Origin of the sequence: Neobacillus bataviensis LMG 21833 (assembly GCF_000307875.1) — a bacterium.
Lineage (GTDB): Bacteria > Bacillota > Bacilli > Bacillales > Cytobacillaceae > Neobacillus > Neobacillus bataviensis.
This window is the reverse complement of sequence record NZ_AJLS01000137.1, coordinates 48,495-67,255: the sequence shown is the minus strand read 5'-3', so window position 1 is coordinate 67,255 and position 18,761 is coordinate 48,495. Positions and strand designations below refer to the sequence as shown.

12 protein-coding genes are annotated in these 18,761 nt (G+C 41.0%); 2 read left to right on the top strand and 10 right to left on the bottom strand.

Features of this window, described 5'->3' with window-relative positions:
• Positions 1-5 precede the first annotated feature (5 nt).
• The 4 genes from ebgA to melA form a co-directional block, all read right to left on the bottom strand.
• Positions 6-3,167 (bottom strand): beta-galactosidase subunit alpha, encoded by a 3,162-nt coding sequence (ebgA, locus tag BABA_RS20980; protein WP_007087255.1) that lies wholly within the window; start codon positions 3,165-3,167, stop codon positions 6-8.
• Positions 3,168-3,535: 368 nt separating this feature from the next.
• Positions 3,536-5,356, bottom strand: coding sequence for an ABC transporter ATP-binding protein (locus tag BABA_RS20975; protein WP_007087254.1), 1,821 nt, complete (start codon positions 5,354-5,356; stop codon positions 3,536-3,538).
• A gap of 8 nt (positions 5,357-5,364) precedes the next feature.
• On the bottom strand, positions 5,365-7,119 hold the full coding sequence (locus BABA_RS20970; protein WP_007087253.1) for an ABC transporter ATP-binding protein: 1,755 nt from the start codon (positions 7,117-7,119) through the stop codon (positions 5,365-5,367).
• A gap of 79 nt (positions 7,120-7,198) precedes the next feature.
• A complete protein-coding gene (gene melA / locus BABA_RS20965) occupies positions 7,199-8,503 on the bottom strand; it encodes an alpha-glucosidase/alpha-galactosidase (protein ID WP_007087252.1) in 1,305 nt (434 codons plus the stop codon).
• Between the two features lie 132 nt (positions 8,504-8,635).
• On the opposite strand from melA, the gene BABA_RS20960 reads away from it, so the two are divergent.
• Positions 8,636-9,532: an AraC family transcriptional regulator gene (locus BABA_RS20960; RefSeq protein WP_007087251.1), complete on the top strand. Its 897-nt coding sequence runs from the start codon at positions 8,636-8,638 to the stop codon at positions 9,530-9,532.
• Here BABA_RS20960 and BABA_RS20955 read toward each other — a convergent pair.
• Entirely contained in the window at positions 9,521-10,210 is a 690-nt protein-coding gene (locus BABA_RS20955; protein WP_007087250.1) for a hypothetical protein, read from the bottom strand. The genes BABA_RS20960 and BABA_RS20955 overlap by 12 nt on opposite strands.
• 102 nt (positions 10,211-10,312) lie before the next feature.
• Positions 10,313-11,908, bottom strand: coding sequence for an extracellular solute-binding protein (locus BABA_RS20950; RefSeq protein WP_007087249.1), 1,596 nt, complete (start codon positions 11,906-11,908; stop codon positions 10,313-10,315).
• Between the two features lie 149 nt (positions 11,909-12,057).
• Between BABA_RS20950 and BABA_RS20945 the strand changes: the two genes are divergently transcribed.
• Complete coding sequence (locus tag BABA_RS20945; protein ID WP_007087248.1) at positions 12,058-14,265, top strand: helix-turn-helix domain-containing protein; 2,208 nt, start codon at positions 12,058-12,060, stop codon at positions 14,263-14,265.
• Between the two features lie 37 nt (positions 14,266-14,302).
• Here BABA_RS20945 and BABA_RS20940 read toward each other — a convergent pair whose 3' ends face one another.
• From BABA_RS20940 to BABA_RS20925, 4 genes are all read right to left on the bottom strand, one after another.
• Positions 14,303-14,680, bottom strand: a complete 378-nt coding sequence (locus BABA_RS20940; RefSeq protein WP_007087247.1) for a glyoxalase superfamily protein — start codon at positions 14,678-14,680, stop codon at positions 14,303-14,305.
• A gap of 14 nt (positions 14,681-14,694) precedes the next feature.
• Positions 14,695-15,753, bottom strand: a complete 1,059-nt coding sequence (locus BABA_RS20935; RefSeq protein ID WP_007087246.1) for a Gfo/Idh/MocA family protein — start codon at positions 15,751-15,753, stop codon at positions 14,695-14,697.
• Positions 15,754-15,958: 205 nt separating this feature from the next.
• Positions 15,959-17,305 carry a DUF4340 domain-containing protein gene (locus tag BABA_RS20930; RefSeq protein ID WP_007087245.1) on the bottom strand — a complete coding sequence of 449 codons (1,347 nt, stop codon included), beginning with the start codon at positions 17,303-17,305 and terminating at the stop codon, positions 15,959-15,961.
• Positions 17,306-17,323: 18 nt separating this feature from the next.
• A complete protein-coding gene (locus BABA_RS20925; protein ID WP_007087244.1) occupies positions 17,324-18,754 on the bottom strand; it encodes a GldG family protein in 1,431 nt (476 codons plus the stop codon).
• Positions 18,755-18,761 lie beyond the last annotated feature (7 nt).

The window sequence follows — 18,761 nt, the reverse complement described above, 5'->3', positions numbered from 1 at the left end:
CTTTATTAACCTGGAATACTTACTTTTTTATTACTATTTTTTGATCGCAAAGACTTGCCTAGTTCAATTGGTGAAATCTCATCCGTAGAAAAAGGCTTTAAGTGAACAGCGAATTGGAAATCTCCATTTTTTAATTGATACGCCTCTGTCACATCCGGACCGCAGCTCGCAGATCCGAGACCGTGCTGCTGATAATCCAAGTTAAATGTAATAAAATCTTGTTTTTTCAAATCATAGGTGTGCTGGGCCTGATCCAGGTTTTCCGTTGTATAGTAGTGGGCGCTGAAATCAAGCGTTGGTACACTTCCGGCTACAAAGCCCACTCCTTCGGTATTCGTCATCGACACCCAGCGGACGTCGTGGCGGTTGCCATTTTCCTGTGGATAGATGTATGGGGTATACAGCTCCTCCACCTTTTTCGTGTAAACTCCTACGCGATTCGCTAGTTTGCTGTCACTGTAGGCTTCTCCAGGACCTCTTCCATACCAGACCGCTTCATCCAAATACACTGGCAGCTTCATTTGCAAGCCAATCCGGGGCAATGTAGTCGGCCCACTTCCATCTATAGCGCCTTTCACATCTATTGATACTTCACCGCTGCTAGAAATCGTATAGATGTACGTAACGCAAATTCCCCAGGCTAATATCGGCGGAGCAATACGCACATTTGATGTTATGACAACTTGATCCGCTTTCAATTGCTGCCACTCTACACGATCCACTCGGTGCTGGAGCCAATGTAATCCATAGCGTTTCCACTCAGAAGCAGAGCGGTGATCATTATCGATTAAAGCCCGCCATACGTTCAGTTTCGGACCCTCTTGTAAAAGTGGAAGCCCTTGATAGTACCATGAATTAATTTTTCCGAAGACAAGATCAAATTCAAAATCGAACGCTTCACCTTTTACTACTAATCTATTATCGGACTCCACACATTCAAGCGGCGCAGACGATGGCGAAACTCCAATCGGTGCCCATTCCCTTTTTACAGGCAGTTCGAACTGCTCCCAGGCAATTTCATGTCCAGCCTTTGCCCATATCGAATCGGCTGCCAAAGTAAACTGCACGTTTAGCCAATAATCAGTGTTTGGCTGGAGTTCTGCTGAGAGTTGATATGGAATCGCTACCATTCCACTCTCACCTGCTGCAATGTCCGGCGCCTCTAGCACCCCTTGTTCCACCGGTTTGCCATCTGCTTCAATTGCCCAAGACAGATGTAAATGCTCCAACGAAATAAAATCATAGCGATTGGTGATACGCAACAAACCTTTTTTCAAATCCACCGCCTCAACATGAACCGGCTCGATGACTTTCTTATACTCTATTAACCCTGGGGATGGTGTTCGATCCGGCATTACGAGTCCGTCAATGACAAAGTTATAGTCATTCGGTTTATCGCCGAAATCGCCGCCATACGCGAAGTATTCTTCCCCTCCATCGGTAAATTGGCGAAGGCCATGATCACACCATTCCCAGACAAAGCCGCCCTGTAATCGTCTATATTGATAAAAAAGATCCCAATACTCTTTGATTCCGCCAGGGCCATTTCCCATGGCATGGATATATTCACAAAGAATATGCGGTTTGGTTAGATCTGTTCTCTGACCCCATTTTTCAATAATATCAATCGATGTATACATGGTCGTATGTACATCGGATGCGACTGGATCCCTTTGTGGATCATCTTCGTCTTTTTCCATAATGCTTCTAGACTCACCTTCATAGTGAACAAGCCGTGAGGGATCATTTGCCTTGATCCATTTAGCCATCGCATCATGGTTACAGCCATAGCCAGATTCATTTCCTAACGACCACATAATGATCGATGGATGGTTTTTATCCCGGGCGACCATCCGTTTAGCTCTGTCCACATACGCTTCTTCCCATGCGGGATCATCGCTTATTTGATTGATGTTACCGCTGGATTGGAAGCCATGGGTTTCTAAGTCTGCTTCATCAATGACATATAAGCCGTACACATCACAAAGGTCATAAAATCTTGGATCATTTGGATAGTGAGCCGTCCTCACAGCATTAATATTATGTTGCTTCATTAAGATAATGTCCTTTTCCATTGCAGCGAGCGGGACAGCGCGCCCTAAATCCGGGTGAGAATCATGGCGGTTGACACCCTTTAGCTTTATTGCTTCGCCATTGACAAGGAAAACTCCATCTTTCAGTTCAACTGACCGGAATCCCGTCTTATTCGGGACCACTTCGACCGTATTGCCTTCCGCATCCTTCAAGATAATCAGCAGATGATATAAATACGGATGTTCAGCAGACCATTTTTCGGGGTGTGCCACCGGGATGTCGATTAGAACTTTAACAGATTGATCATTAGGAATGGCCACCTGCTGAGACTTGAAAGAAACCATGTTTCTTTCTTGATCGAGAAGGCGGTATTCAAGCTGATAGTTTTCTAGCTGTTGATGGCTTCCATTCTCAATAACCGTGTCTATTTTAAGAATGGCATTTTCATAGCTTTCATCCAAATTGGTTGTTACGAATAAATCTTGGATATGGACCTTCGGTTTTGCCAGAATATAGACATCTCGGAAAATACCACTTAACCACCACATATCCTGATCTTCTAAATAACTTCCATCTGACCACTGATAAACCTGTACCGCTAACGTATTGTTGCCCTCGCGAATATAGGGAGAGATATCAAATTCGGCTGGAATACGGCTTCCTTGACTGAAACCGACTTCCTTACCATTTACCCAAACATGGAAAGCGCTGTCCACACCCTCGAATCTTAGGATGATCTTTTGCAATAGCCACTCAAGCGGTATGTAAAAATCTCTTCTGTACGAACCTGTCGGATTTTCCGTCGGAACGTGCGGCGGATCAACCGGAAACGGGTACTGAACATTGGTGTAGTGCGGCTTCCCATAGCCGTTCAGCTGCCAGTGAGAAGGCACTGTGAGCTCTTCCCATTCACTTACATCAAAATCCTCTTGGTAAAACTTTGCTGGTGCAAGCGCTGGGTTTTCTGCATAATGAAATTTCCACTTGCCATTTAACAGTTTAAAGCCTTGGGAATTTCCTCTTTCATGGGTGAGGGCTTCATGGTGATCGGCAAACGAATGAAAATAGGCCCGTTCAGGCAAACGTCCTCTGTGCAGGACAGAAAGGTTTTCCCAGTCATATTTGTTTGTCATTTTAAATTCCTCCATAAAATGTACTCGTCATGCATTATTTTCTTTAGCTTACTTCAGGATTTAACTAACCGTAAATATGTTAAATTTGTTCGTGTTGTCTATAACAATCTGGTTCTCCAAAAGACGTTAAAAAAGAATATGTCATTTTTGAACAGTATGTAGTTTCTGACTAATTTACTAAAAATTTATTCTACTTATTTTTAACCTGCAACCCCTTTCATTTTTATTCCTTAACGATACCATGTTTTTTACATAGGAGGATCATTTCATTAAAATAGATTAAAATTTCTCAACCATTTACTAAAATTCTTTTATCTTTTAATAAAAAGAAGGAGGAAGATCATGTCTTCTTCCTTCTTTGAAATAGCTTAGTCCGTACCAAGCATTCGATACTGTGCCTTAACCAATTCGTAGTAAACTCCTTCTTTTGCCATTAGCTGATCATGATTTCCTTGCTCAAGGATATTCCCATGATCCAAGACAATAATGTTGTCTGCTTCTCGAATGGTCGACAACCTGTGTGCAATCATGATAGCTGTTCTTCCTTTTAAAAGCGTTTTTAATGCACGTTGAATCTTCACTTCTGTTTCTGTATCAATGCTGGCGGTTGCTTCGTCGAGAATGAGAATTTTTGGGTCAGCAAGAAGTGCTCTGGCAAAAGAAAGAAGTTGGCGTTCACCTACGGACAACACATTGCCGCGTTCCTCGACTTCAGTTTGATAGCCATTGGCAAGCCGTGTTATGAAATGATCGGCGCCTACCGCTTTTGCTGCTGCGATTACTTCTTCATCGCTTGCATCTGGTTTCCCAAAGCGGATGTTTTCCTTAATCGTACCCGAAAAAATAAACGTATCCTGGAGCACTACACTAATTTGTGAGCGAAGATTTGTCATGGTCAATTCCTGTATCGGATGCCCATCAATCCGGACAACACCCGCCGTCACATCATAAAACCGGCTGACCAAACTCGCAATCGTTGTCTTTCCTGATCCCGTGTGGCCGACAAGTGCTGCCGTCTCACCTGCTTTAATGGAAAATGAAACCCCGTTTAATGCCTTCCGTGCAGCATCATAAGAAAACTCAACATCCTCAAAATCAATTTGCCCTTTAATGGAAGGAAGCACAATTGGTTTTGCAGCCTCTTTCACAAGCGGCCTTTCATCTAAAAACTCAAAAATCCGCTCAGAAGACGCCATCCCAATCAGAAGCTGGTTATACAACTGCCCCAGCCTTGAAATCGGCTCCCAGAACATCCCTAAATAAAAGGCAAAGGAGACGAATTCTCCGATGGTACATTCCCCATTCGCAACCAGAACCGCACCATACCAAATTAAAATAACGGTTCCGATCGCATTTGTCATTTCGACAAACGGGCCGAACATGGCATTTTTCCGAACCGTCTGCTTCCATGTCTGGAAATTTTCATGGTTAAGTGCCCTAAAAAATTGTGAGTTTTCTTTTTCCTGCGTAAATGTCTGGGTGACGCGAATTCCTTGAATACTCTCATTTAAGTGTGAGTTCATCTTAGCCTGAATTAACCGGACCTCCTGCCAGGAAAGGCGGATTTTTTTCCGCAGGCTGGTGGAGATAAAGAACATAATCGGCAGGATCACCATAATCGCAATCGTGAGTTTAGCATTTAGCGAGAACAAGATAAAAATCGTCGCAAACAACAACAGAAAATCTGTTAATAGATTAATAACCCCATTTGTAAACAGCTCTTGCAGGGAGTTAATGTCATTCATAATCCTTACAAGAATCGATCCGGCTGAGCGCTGATCAAAGAATCGATGGGATAGGGACTGGACATGGGTAAATAAGTGCTTGCGTAAATCATATATCACATTTTGCCCCAGCTTATTCATCCAGCGGATCCTTAAGGCATTGACGACATAGGATAATAGATATAAACCGAAAATAATCAATACAAGCTGGATTAATAGTGTAGTATCTTTTTCAATAATGGCCTTATCAAGGGTATAGACCCCGATCAAAATTGGAATAAGTAAACGGACCGCCGTTGAGATGATGACTGTTAAAAACGAGAGCGGCAGTAAACCTTTTGCATACGGTTTAATATATTGCAAGAGACGCCACATTTGTTTCCAATTAAACGGTTTATCGATCACTTGGTCCTGCGAATAATGAAACCGTTCTACTATTAGCTGCTTTTTTCTAGTTTCCTCCATAATCCCACCTACCTTACTGCCTTTTGCATGAGAGCATCACGGTCACGATATTGGATGTTATAAATCCTTCGATAGGCTCCATTTCGGACTAGAAGCTCATCATGCGTTCCACGTTCGATAATTCTTCCATGATCCAAAACCAAAATCTCATCGGCATGCTGGAGCGAGGAGATGCGATGGGCAATAATGAAGGTTGTTCTCCCCTTCATCACTTCCTGAAGAGCGTTTTGAATGTGAAATTCCGTTTCCATATCCACCGCACTTGTCGCATCATCTAAAATAAGGATCGCCGGATTGGTACAGATGGCACGGGCAATGGCAATCCGCTGCTTTTGTCCGCCGGAAAGACCCATTCCCCTCTCCCCGAGCAACGTGTTATAGCCATCAGGCATCTCCATAATAAAATCATGAGCATCCGCCCGTTTTGCCGCATCAATGATTTCTTCCATTTTCGCCTCCGGTCTTCCATAAGCAATATTCGCTTTGATTGTCGAAGAGAAAAGGAAGGTTTCCTGTAAGACGACCCCGACCTGCGATCTCAGTGTGTTTAAGCTGTATTCCTGAATCAGACGGTCATCAATCAGGATATCCCCAGCTGAGGGCTCATAAAAGCGGGACAAAAGCTGAATGATGCTGGTTTTACCGGAGCCAGTAGCTCCAATCAGACCTATGGTTGAACCAGAAGGCGCATCAAAGCTAATTTGCTCTAGCACAGTTGCTTCCTCTGTTTGATAGCGGAATGTCACATGACGAAAGATAACATGCCCATCCATTTTTTCATTTTGTCTTACATTCTCTTTATCAAAAATCGTTTCTTCTGCTTCTAATACTTCTAAGAGTCGTTCACCGGATGCCTTCGCTTGAGAGAACATATTAATCGTAAAGCCGAGATTCATAATCGGCCATAAAATATACCAAATCAAGCTGTAAAAGGCGACAAGCTCACCTGGCTTCAAGCTGCCATTGATGACTTTGTACCCACCAAATGCCAATAACAGAACGACAGATATATTCCCAATCAGTTCCATCAGCGGGAAGTATTTCGACCAAATCGAAGCGGTATAAAGCTGTTTTGTACGATAATCCTCGTTAGACTTATCAAACCGCTCAATCTCCACCAGTTCTTTCGATAACGCTTTAACGGTATGGATGCCGCTGATGTTTTCTTGGACCTTTGTGTTTAAGCGGCCGAATGATTCTCGAATGCCGCGAAAGGCGGGATGAACATTTTTATCAAATTTATAGACGACCACACTGATAAATGGCAGTGCTGCGATGGTCACTAAGGTAAGGGAGACAGAATAATACATCATCACACATAAACTGGCACCAACGACAATAATAAAGCGGAGTACCTCCGAAAATCCGAAGGAAACAAAAAAGCGAAAGCCCTCGACATCAGCGGTCAAACGTGACATTAAATCTCCAGTCTTCGCGTTATCATAGTAACTGAACGACAGCCGCTGCAATTTTTCATAAAGGGCATTACGCAAACTGTACACCGATTTAATACCAAACATATCTGCTAAATAATGCTGAATAAAGGCTGACAATGCTTTTACAGCCATCACAGTGAAAAATCCTAAGGAAATCCACGGCACCCAGTTATACTTCCCGCCAAGCACGACTTCATCAATCGTCATCTGCAATATAACCGGATAAACAACCGTAATCCCTGCCATAATTATCAGAAACACCATTGACCAAATGAAGTCCCGCTTATAAGGGAGATAGAACGACTTTAATTTTTTGAAAACCGACATTACGTCCTCCTTTGGAGAAATTTATCATGCTTTACATCATATAGAGGAAGTGCCGAAAATATTTCGTGAAATTGATTTTCTACTTTTCAAACACAGGTAGCCAACTTCCATGTGCTTCTATTAAGTCATCACATAGCGAAACAATATCGTCCAAGGATAATTCCGCTGCGGTATGTGGATCCAGCATTGCTGCCTGGTAAATATGCTCTCTTTTCCTCGTAACCGCGGCTTCGATCGTCAATAGCTGGGTATTAATATTCGTGCGGTTTAGTGCCGCAAGCTGTTCGGGAAGCTCCCCGATATAGCATGGTGTAATGCCGCTTCGGTCTGAAACACACGGTACTTCAACCACAGCCTTCCGAGGCAGATTGCTAATCAAGCCGCCTGCGTTTAAAACATTTCCACCGAACTTAAATGGAATATTCGTTTCCATCGATTCAATAATTCGTGAACCATATTCATGTGAACGTACATGGGTAAGATTCGAATTACCTGTCAACGATTCGCGCATCCCTTCCCAGCTGCGAATTTGATTTTCGCAGCGTCTCGGATATTCATCAAGCGGGATGTTAAGTGAATCAATTAATTCCGGGTAGCGCTGTTTAATAAAATATGGATGATATTCCGCGTTGTGTTCAGAAGATTCTGTCACGTAATACCCGAATTTATCCATCAGCTCAAACCGAACCATATCATGATGCTTTGTCCGCTGCTTCTCTTTCGCCCTACGTTTTATTTCTGGGTAGAGGTCTTTTCCATCCTTCTTTACTTCCAGCAGCCAGGCCATGTGATTAATACCTGCTATTTTTTCTTGGATGCCTTCGTGATCTATATGTAGCGATTCGAAAAGCTCTTTGGTGCAGGTTTGGACACTGTGGCATAAACCGACCGTTTTCACGTTTGTAAAACGCAGCATTGCACCGGTTAACGATGCCATTGGATTCGTGTAATTGAGGAACCAGGCATCCGGACAAACCTCCTCTATATCTTTCGCAAAATCAAACATCACAGGAATGGTGCGTAACGATCTAAAGATTCCCCCTATTCCAACCGTGTCAGCGATTGTCTGGCGGAGACCGTACTTTTTAGGGATTTCAAAGTCAATCACCGTGCTCGGTTTATAGCCCCCAACTTGAATAGCGTTAATGACATACTTGGCACCGTGCAAGGCTTCTTTTCGATCCGCATATGCTTTAATCTGAATAGTTTGGTTATACCGATTTCTTAGGTTGGTAAGCATCCCCTCTGATTCTTTTAATCGCTTTTCATCAATATCGTATAAGGCGAACTCAAACCCTTCAAGTTCTGGTACCATCATGCAATCTCCAAGGACATTTTTCGCAAATACAGTGCTTCCCGCCCCAATAAACGTAATTTTCGACATTATTACCCTCCTGTAAGAAAAAAATTGTTCAATAGCCAAATTTACTCATCTAACAAAAAGACTGCTATACTCATAGTATGGCGCTTACATCACTTCTACAATGGTAATAAATTGTGAATGGAGGGTAAAATATTGTCCAGAATCTCACATCAAAAGTCGTACGGGAATTATGGTTTCCGTTTTCAAGATATGCCGCAAAACAATATTGCAAATATTTCATCGATTGGATTGGAGTTTCAAACATCCGCTGACTATTACTGGGATGGGTTGCTAAGAAGGGATATTCAAGGGGTAGAAAAATACGTTTTTCAATATACACTCTCAGGTAAAGGTGCGATCACCTTTCAAGGGAAACAATATTCGTTACATCCCGGGGAAGCATTTTTTGTCCAGCTGCCAAGTCCACATTGTTACTTTCTCCCTGAAAACAGCGAGGGCTGGGAATTTATTTATATTACATTAACAGGCGGTGCTGCCTCAACCTGCTGGAATTTTATTCATGATCACGCCGGTAAAATTGTAAAAATTCCTTTCGAAGCTGATCTCATTCAACTATTGAGGCGCATCCTTCAAGAAACAAATGAGCAAAAAATTATCGATGCCTATATTTCATCTGCAAAAGCCTATGAATTTATCATGGAATGTTTTCGTTTTATGAAAAACCTGAATCCAACAAATCAAGAATTGCCTGAACCTATTACAAGAGTGATTACTTTTCTTCAACAACAATATGATGAATACATATCCATTGATCGAATGGCGGCCATAGCAGAACTATCAAGCTATTACTTCATCAAACAGTTTCGAAAACACACAAATACAACACCGGCACAATACTTAACGAAAATACGAATGAAGAAAGCGACAGAACTGCTTCGGCATACAGATCTATCCATAAAGGACATCGCCGCTAAAATAGGCTATGAAAATGCGAATTATTTTAATAAAGTTTTTCGAAAGATAACAGGCTTTTCCCCATTAGAATTTAGAGAAAGCAAAATAAGTAATCTGGATTATTTAGTCTTCTAGTATCGATATCCCAGTTATTCTTTTTTTTCGTTGTTCTCTAATCAGTTCGATATATTGCACATCTCCTAATCCATAATCTTGGAATTTTTCGATTAACGCCGATACAAGCTCTGTTTCCGGAACAGCTTGATGCCTTTGAATATCCAACATCAGATCACTATCTTTATTACGATAATTCAAATATAATTCCACTCCCTTTTTTAAAGGGGCTGGATGAATCACTTTAGGCATTGTTTTATCCATTACTACTTGTTGATATAGTGCATTATATCCCTCAACCTTTAGCCTAAAACATTCCACAGGTTTAAATTGCTCCCCAACGATATGAAGGGTGATGGGATCCTGATAATGTTGTTGATCCAGCCATCCTAGAATCGTAAGCAGATTGATTTGGCAAAACATATCGGCATCAAACCAACATTCGATGCTGGTAAAATTTCCACTAAAGAGGGAGTGCAATGGTTTTAGCGTGATGTCAGCATATTGCTCCGGCGTTACGTGATGAACCATTGCACGTACTTCAACAAATTCCTGCGAAAATAGCTCCCCCGTTGTGTTTCCATAACACATCGCTTCATTAAACGGGATCATCCTTTCCTGTTCGAGGAAATTCGTTTTGTTAAAATAGTTGTACATTTCTTGGCCATTTAATATATGTAATGGTTGAATTTGAATCATCTTTAACAGCCCCTGTTTCACTGAATTTGGCCAGTTACACGTATTTTACAAGTTAATTGAATTACTTAGAGTTGCGATTTATCTTATTTTAAATTCCTACCATTATTTCGTTTCCGCAAACCGGTCATAGGCTGCTTGATAGACTTCAACCAATCGGTCGACCCCAATTTCCTTTTGAGTCTGGATATATTGGCCCCATTTTGACAATGGTTCTTCGCCGGTAATAAACTTCTCTTCCATTTGTGCAACATAGTCATTTAACACGGTTGAAATTTCCATTACTTGGTCGAGTTCTTCGGGTTTCAAGAAAACATCTGGGAATGGGACTTGTCCGTTTGCGATAATTTTATTATCGGTTTCGCGATAATTGAACTCGGCAAATTTATTTTTAAATGATTTAGCAAAATCAATCCTCGTCCACTGTGGCACCGCAATGCCATAGTTCGGTGTTAATGTTCCACGATGATTCGTCGGCAGACCCGTTATATATTTCCGCGTTGTTTTATCCTTATCAGCCCATTCCCATACATCGCCCACATCTAATGAATGCAAGAAGGCTGAACCCTCGCTTGAGTAGGAATAATCAATCCAGCGGATCGTGGCTTCCGGATTTGGGTTGACATGGGTGATCGCAAACTGGCCGACACTTTGACCCGTACTAATCGGAATGACGGGCTTCACTGTAGTTGGACCTGTGACAGGCTTCACCATTGGATTTTCATCATTATCCCCTTTCCCTAAAAAGGCCCCCGGGCCCCAGCCCGCATATAGACCTATCCGATTATCATTCCCTTTAGCAATTTTCTGTTCATTTGACTGGGAAAAGGTTTCATGGTCAAGCAGCTCCTCCTCCCATAATTGATGCATATATTCTAAATAGGCTTTATACTCTGGCTGGATTGCGCCATACTTCACTGTACCGTTATACACCCCATGTTTGATGGAAACGATTCCAAAGAAACCCATGAACCATTGATGGATATCGGTCATTCTCATCGCCGTGATTGGAATCTCATCTTGTTTGCCGTTCCCATTAGGATCTTCATATTTGAATCTTTTTAAAAGCGCGTACAATTCCTCGGTAGTCCCAGGAAGGTCGGTTTCATGTAAGGCGTTTAGAAAAGAACCGTTGTACCAAAGCGGACTTTGCCCCCATGGCAGCGAGCGATCAACGGACGGCAATGTATAAATATGATCATCTGCAGCGGTAATTGATTTTTTGACATCCGGGTATTCTTCAAACATTTCTTGAATATTTGGCGCGTATTGTTCAATTAACTCTTCAAGTGGAATAAGGAATCCTTGTTTGCTGTATGCAGTAATTTCACTGTTGCTTAGTGAGGATCCATAAAGAATATCAGGCAGTTCTTTACTGGCAAACAGAAGTTTTTTCCGCGTCTCGAAGCTTTCAAGCGGTGGAGTAGAAAAAGTAAAATGAATATTCGTCTTTTTTTCCATTTCGATAAAGAACTTCATATCCTCCCATTTGGATACCCCAACATTTGGAGCAAACATCGAAAGAGTTATTTTCTTGTTAACAATGGGGAATCCCGTTTGATTTATTTTTTCCTTTTGTTTGGAACCGGTTTGGCTTTGCTCCGTTTTTGGACTCATTGTGCTTGTTTGAGAACAGGCGGCTAATCCACTTACTGATAATATAAGCGCTATCAATACTAGTTTTATATTTTTCTCTTTCACGCCACTCTTCCCCCTATTATGCCGATCTGCTTATAAAAGAATTTTACTAAAAATATTCTGACTCTTTAGTTAAAATTTTACCATAAATATAGTATGATGTTTTTATTAATGTAAATTTTTTTACTTGTTAGGAGGGAATTGGTTACGCAATGTTTAAAGTTCCGTCAAAATTACAGCTTAAATATGTCCTTTCTTATATGTTAATTTTCCTTGTTCCCTTTTCAACCATGGCATTCATTTTCTATCAAAATTCTGTCTCCAGCTTAAGGGGAGAGATTGAGCTGTCAAACATCAATAATTTAAATAATATTAAAACCATAACAGACAGCCGTTTAAAAGAACTAGCAAAAACCGCACAGCTCATTTCATTTAATCCTAAATTATCATCTTATATGATTAAAAAAAGCGAATTTCAATCAGAAGCGATTAAACAGCTTGAGAAGTATAAAGAAAATAGTTCGATTATCACGGATATCAATCTTTTCTTTCAGAATCAAAATATGATTTACTCTTCAAAGGGACTAATGTCCAGTGATATTTTCCTAAGAAACCAGACGGGTGTTCCAAACATAAGCCTTAGTCAGGAATTGTTAACCAATGAGATCATGAAAATTGATTCTCCCCATGTCTCTACAAACGTTAAGTTATTTTCCCATCATCCAGTATTTTTGTATCCGCTTTCCTCTGGTTCAGGAAACCCATATGGAAGCTTGGTATTTGAATTGGATGAAACCTTTTTTCAAGAGATGATTCGTAACACGCTTGGCAGCTTCGAAGGAAATGTGTTTATTCTTAATCAAAATCATGAGGTCATTGTGACGTATTCGAATAACAAGGATTCCAGCTTAAAATCAGCTGATATTCTTAAAATCACAAACAACAAATCCGGGATCAGTGAGATCAAGATCAATAATGTGAATTATTCCATATCCACGGTCAAATCTGAGACAAGCAGCTGGTCCTTTGCTACCGTTATCCCGACTAAACAGTTTTTTAGCAAGGTTTCAAAGTTTAAAACATTTATTTTCTTAGTGATTGCCTTTATCGTGTTTGTCACTTCGATTATTTCAATCTATATTTCACTTAGACAATATCATCCGATTAAGAATCTGATTGAATTTGTAAAAGGAAAGGATACAGCTTATCAACTGACGAGTAAAAATGAATTCGATAGTTTACAAAAGTCGATTGAGAATATGTACACGAATCATGAAAATTTGCATGAACGCTTTGCGAAACAGGAACCATTGCTGCGCGACCAATGCCTGATGATGCTCCTCCAGGGGCAAATGAAGGCGGCCGAACATGCCAGAGATTTATTCGAATCCTTTCAATTACATTTTGAAAACCCTTACTCTTTCGTCATGGTTGCATCATGTCCAACATCACAATTAAGCGATTTGAGTGGATTAAGCCAGATTCTGAGCGACATTAATGTATACGAAGTCGAATTAATAAATGATAATGTAATGGCTTACATTGCAAATTGCGAGACCGACCAACTCGTGGCGAAGCAGCAATTTTTAGAGCGATTTGAAAAGTGGCTGCTAGAACATGAGGCGACAGCGATTATTGGGGTTGGGGAAACCTATAAGGGGAAGGAACAAATCAATCGTTCGTTTATTGAGGCGTCTGCAGCACATGAGAGGGGGAAGGGGAATAAAAAATGCGGGATCACCTCTTTCATTGAAATAAAGGAATCCCATGAGTCACTTTGGCTGCCAAACGAGCATCTGCTGAAATTATCCCACAGCTATAAACAGGGAAATGCCAAAATTGCGAAAGAATCGATTACCTGTCTCTTTACCTGGTTAAAACAAAATCATTCATCGATTTTATTATCCAAGCACATGAAATATGATATCATGAACACCATTATGAAGACGATTACAGATATGAATCTTAGCTATTATCTTGAAAAATTTTATTATTTAACAGAGATTGATTCTTTGGAGCAATTGGAGGAGAAGCTGGCCCTATTTACAGACGACATTTGTCAGGTCATCAATAGAAACAAAGAAACACAAAAGAATGAACTACAATCCAATATTTTTAAATATATTGCCGATCATTTTGATCAATATGATTTAAGCCTTGAGAAACTAGCGGGTGAATTTAATCTTTCCACCTCTTATTTAAGCCGCTTTATTAAGGAAGAAACGAGTATCACGTTTTCTCAATATGTATGGGAGCTGCGGCTTAATGAAGTGAAGAATCAATTGGCACAAACCAAACTGCCTGTGAAGGAAATTATTTCAGAAGTGGGCTATATCGATGTGCCAAATTTCACGAGAAAGTTCAAAAGCGCTGTCGGGATTACACCGGGGGAATATCGGAAACTAAATTCACAAGTATAGCAAGAGGCTGTCCCCGCGTTGGGGCAGCCTCATTTATTTATCGATTTTCGTAGAATACAAGTTTATTGCCGAATGGGTCCCTTAAACGAATCTCTGTGTCCCCCCAGTCTGCCACTTCAAGACCTGGTTTGGCATACTTGTAATCCTTAGAAAGTAATGTTTTGTGAAAATACTCGATACCCTCAACTTCGATTCTTAGAGCGATTCCGGGACTAGAATCACCAAAGTGTTCAGAAAGATGTAACTTACATGCACCCCGAGATACCTGAAGATAAAGAGGGAAGTTTTCCCCGTACCGATGTTCCCAATCTAAAGAAAACCCTAGGACGTTCAAATAAAAATCCTTTGCCATACTCACATCAAAAATACGAAGAATCGGTGTTAGGCTTTTGACCTTTATAGTTGTTTCTTCCATTGAAATATCCCCCATCAATCAAATGCAATTTCTCGTTTTTTCTCAGCAGATTCGTAAATGGCGGTGAGAATTTTCATCATTTCCAGGCCATCTTCAATGCCGCCGATTGGCTCTTCCCCTGTTAAACAGCTGTTGACAAAATGATTAATTTCATTTTGGAATCCATCCGCGAAATTAAATGATGGATGATCAATTTGCGGTGTGCAATTGAGAATAATGTCATTTTCCTCACGCACCATGACTAGTTGCGGGTCAATTTCCGCTCCGCCTTTATCGCCAAAAATAATCGCGCTAGACTGATCCTGCTTGGCATGGAGAGTGAAGCTAACATCAACCATTAAGGACGCACCATTATCAAAGCGAATGATGGCATTAGCTAAATCTTCAACATTATTTTCCGGAGAGTAGTCGGCCGCTTGATAGAATGATAGAGTTTTGATATTGCTGCGATTCCCAAGCTTGTTATACGTATTGGCACTGACTGTCTTTACTTTTGGTCGCCCCATTAAGTACCATAGTAGATCGAGTACATGAACGCCAATGTCAATTAACGGGCCGCCGCCGGAACGGGATTTATCGGAGAACCAGCCGCCAGGATTCCCGAGCCTTCTTAGGTTGGATGCTTTTGCATAATAAATTTCCCCTAATGAACCATTGTCGATAAACTCTTTTAAAATTGCGATACTTGAAGCATGGCGGCGGACATAGCCAATCATGAATTGTTTATCTGTCCGTTCAGTGGCTGCTTTGATCTCCAGGGCTTCCTCATAACTCATGCACAGCGGCTTCTCACATAACACATGCTTTCCGGCATCCAATGCAGCGACCGCAATGTCCTTGTGGGTATTATTCCAAGTAACCACACTGACGGCATCCAGCTCCGGATCCTTAAGCATTTCTTGATAATCCGTATAGATGTTTGCAATCGCATACTTTTTGGCCTTTTCGGCAGCACGTTCTTCAACCAAATCACAAACAGCGACTAATTCTACAGTAGGATTGTTTTTATAGGCATCTAGATGTGCTTCTGATAAAGAGCCTGCACCAATAACACCAACTTTTAATTTCTCCATAACTACTTACCTCCAAATATATTCTTTAATAAAATCGCCAGTAACTGGCGGCTTTGTGACAGTAGCTCGGCTCCGCGACAGTAAATCAATCTTATCCGACAGTAACTCGGCTCCGCGACAGTAAATCAATCTTATCCGACAGTAATTTATCCTTATCCGACAGTAACATCGCCCTATACGACAGTTTTGCGCCCTTATACGACAGTTACTTTATTGACTGATCCACCTTACCCAATAATTCAAACACACGCTTAAATTTGTCTTTAGCTATCACAAAATCGGTATCGCCAGATTGTGTAATCGAATAGAATTGTTCATCGTAATCTTGATAGTTCGTGGTAGTCACATCCCCATCTGTATACGTGACAGAAACGCTTAGTTGATTTTGTCCGACTGCGCCCGATGCCTGTTCCCCCATATCGGTATCTGCCTTTAACTCTAACAGCGATAGAAACAAATCCTTGACGACTTGTGTTTCTACCTTTTTGCCATTGATCAAGTATGCTTCTGGATTTTCCATATTGATGGAGTACTTCTTGCCATCCCGTTCCAGCTCCAGCTTTTTCACCTTCGTAATAAACGCATAAACAGGGGCTTGAATCGCCAGCTTCACTGGGTTAAATTGAAAAATTTTATCTGGCTGCTCAATTTGCAGCTCGTACACCTTTTCAGAAGAATTGAATCTGACATAATAGCGATTGCTATCCTCAGCAATCGTATTTCCCACGATCACACGTTTTTCATGTCCATCGATGGTTTGAATCAACACATCTAAATTCGGATCCTGAAAGCCAAAATCAGCTGAAGTAGATGTTTCCGAGATGGGAACAGCCGCATTTACAAAGTCTAAGAATGCAGGAAGATCAGGATGCGCAATATCTACCTGTGGCTTTGTTTTAAATGGGTAATCGAGATAATAATCACTAAAATTCTGATCGCGTTTATCAGTATACCTCTGCAGCGTAAATTGCTGGCTTTTTGAAACATACTCGATCTTTTTGATATTCACTAGGCTGACCGGAAAGATTGTCCGCTCCATGCTTGAGGTATCCATGCTAAAGTGAACCATTTTCGCTACCGCGCTGGAGACGATATACACCGCGTCATCCTCCGCTTTCTTTACGTAGTACCCTTCCTTCGTCGGTGTTTCATTCCCCACGAAAAGGGCAATTTCTTTCCCTTCCTTTGTTGTGATTCTCACCTCTGTCTTCGCATCCTGCAATCCAAATGCCGCCAAATTCGGCTTTGTTACTTTTCTTTTTACTTCCATTTTGGCAAGGATGGATGCAATCTCTTCTGCCTTGTTATCTAGAGAACTTTCATCGTTGACCAGCCAAAGCAGCCCATCTTTTTTACGAAAATCAAACACACCATTGGCATTCTGAACCGTAAATGTTGCGATATTCTCCAAGTTTACTAGTTCCATAAATGGAGGCTGTTTTCCTTCTGTCGGCTTTGCCATATCATTATTTTTTGAAATGGTCATGAAGGCCGTTGTTAAGCCGATGCAGGCAACAAGTAACAATAAGATTGCTAGTTTCCTTTTTTTCATCATCCACACCTCCTATCCCTATTTCTTTTGTCTTCGATACCAGTAAAGGAACCCCGGCGTGGCGATCAACAGCGGAATAAAGAAAATGACCGCAATCGAAATGAGAATTTGCTGGTAATTATTCATTACTATTGGACTGCTTGAAATATCCTTTGGCCGGATCACTATTTGTTCCTTTGCATCCTGAAGCCAATTCACACTATTCACAAACATATCCAAATTGGCTTTATTACTGCTTTTAATCAAATTTTCATTTAAAAAGAAGGAATTCGAATACAGTACCATGGCTGGCTGTTCTTCCCCTTTTTCCTTTTTACTGATGACCACGCCAAGATGAAAGGGCCCTATTGGATCGTCTGCTTCCTGATTAATATCTCGCTTTACTTTGATATCATCCGGTAACTTGCTGTACGAATCCTTCGATGAACTCAACAATGGTGAAATGAGTAAATTGTCTTTCTTCACATGTAAAATTTCAATTGGCTGACCGTAGGCAACGATTGCTTTATAATTGGATTCTTGAAGGGAATCAACAATTCTATGCTTGCCAAACTCTGGAATCATGACGTATTTGTCAGAGTTTAAACGATGGGTCATATCGTTCTCAAATACAATCGAGCGCTGAATCTGGACACCATTTAGCTTTAAGATATTTTCATAGTTTTTCCGATCGGCGTCATATAAATCATCTATCACCAATAGCTTCCCGCCAGATGACATATACTCTTTCAGTTTCGCTGCTTCTTCTTCTGAAATGTCTTTTTTCAAGCTGTTAATCACTACCACGCTTTCCTTCGCCGCAGGGGCAGTGTCTGTTAATAAATTGATTTCTTCAATTATATAATTTTCATTCTCAAGCGCTTGTTTTAACTCCTCATTCAAGGCCTCCTCCCCATGACCGACAGTCGTGTAGATGACCTTTTCTCCTTTTGCCGTCACGCTTAAGATCGCACTGGTTATTTTTGATTCAGTGGCAATCTCCTTGACCTTACTTTGATCCTTTGATAATGTAACAAAATCAATGGGGCTTAAGGTTTTCACCTTGCCGCCGTTTTCCACAATGATCGAGCCAAATGTCAGGTTGCTGTCATCGCCATACTCCTGCAGCAAATTCGGATTTAATTCCGGGTCGATGAATTGGACTGTGATATTTGATGACGCCTCTTGATATTCCCCTACAATTCTTGCGTTCGTACTGCGTTCACTTCCGGCTTTTTCAAGAACAATGATTGTCACTTCATCTTTTAAGTCTGTTACAATCGTTTTCGTTTCCTTGGATAACGTAAACACTTTCGTATTGGTAAAATCAAATTTCTGATCAAATTTGGCTACAAATAAATTAAGAATGATCACAATAGCGATGACGACTAACAGGAAGGCTAATGAGAGACTTCCATATTTTAAATTCCTTTTTCGTGATTGATCAGTGATTTTTTTTACTTCCTTCATAACATAT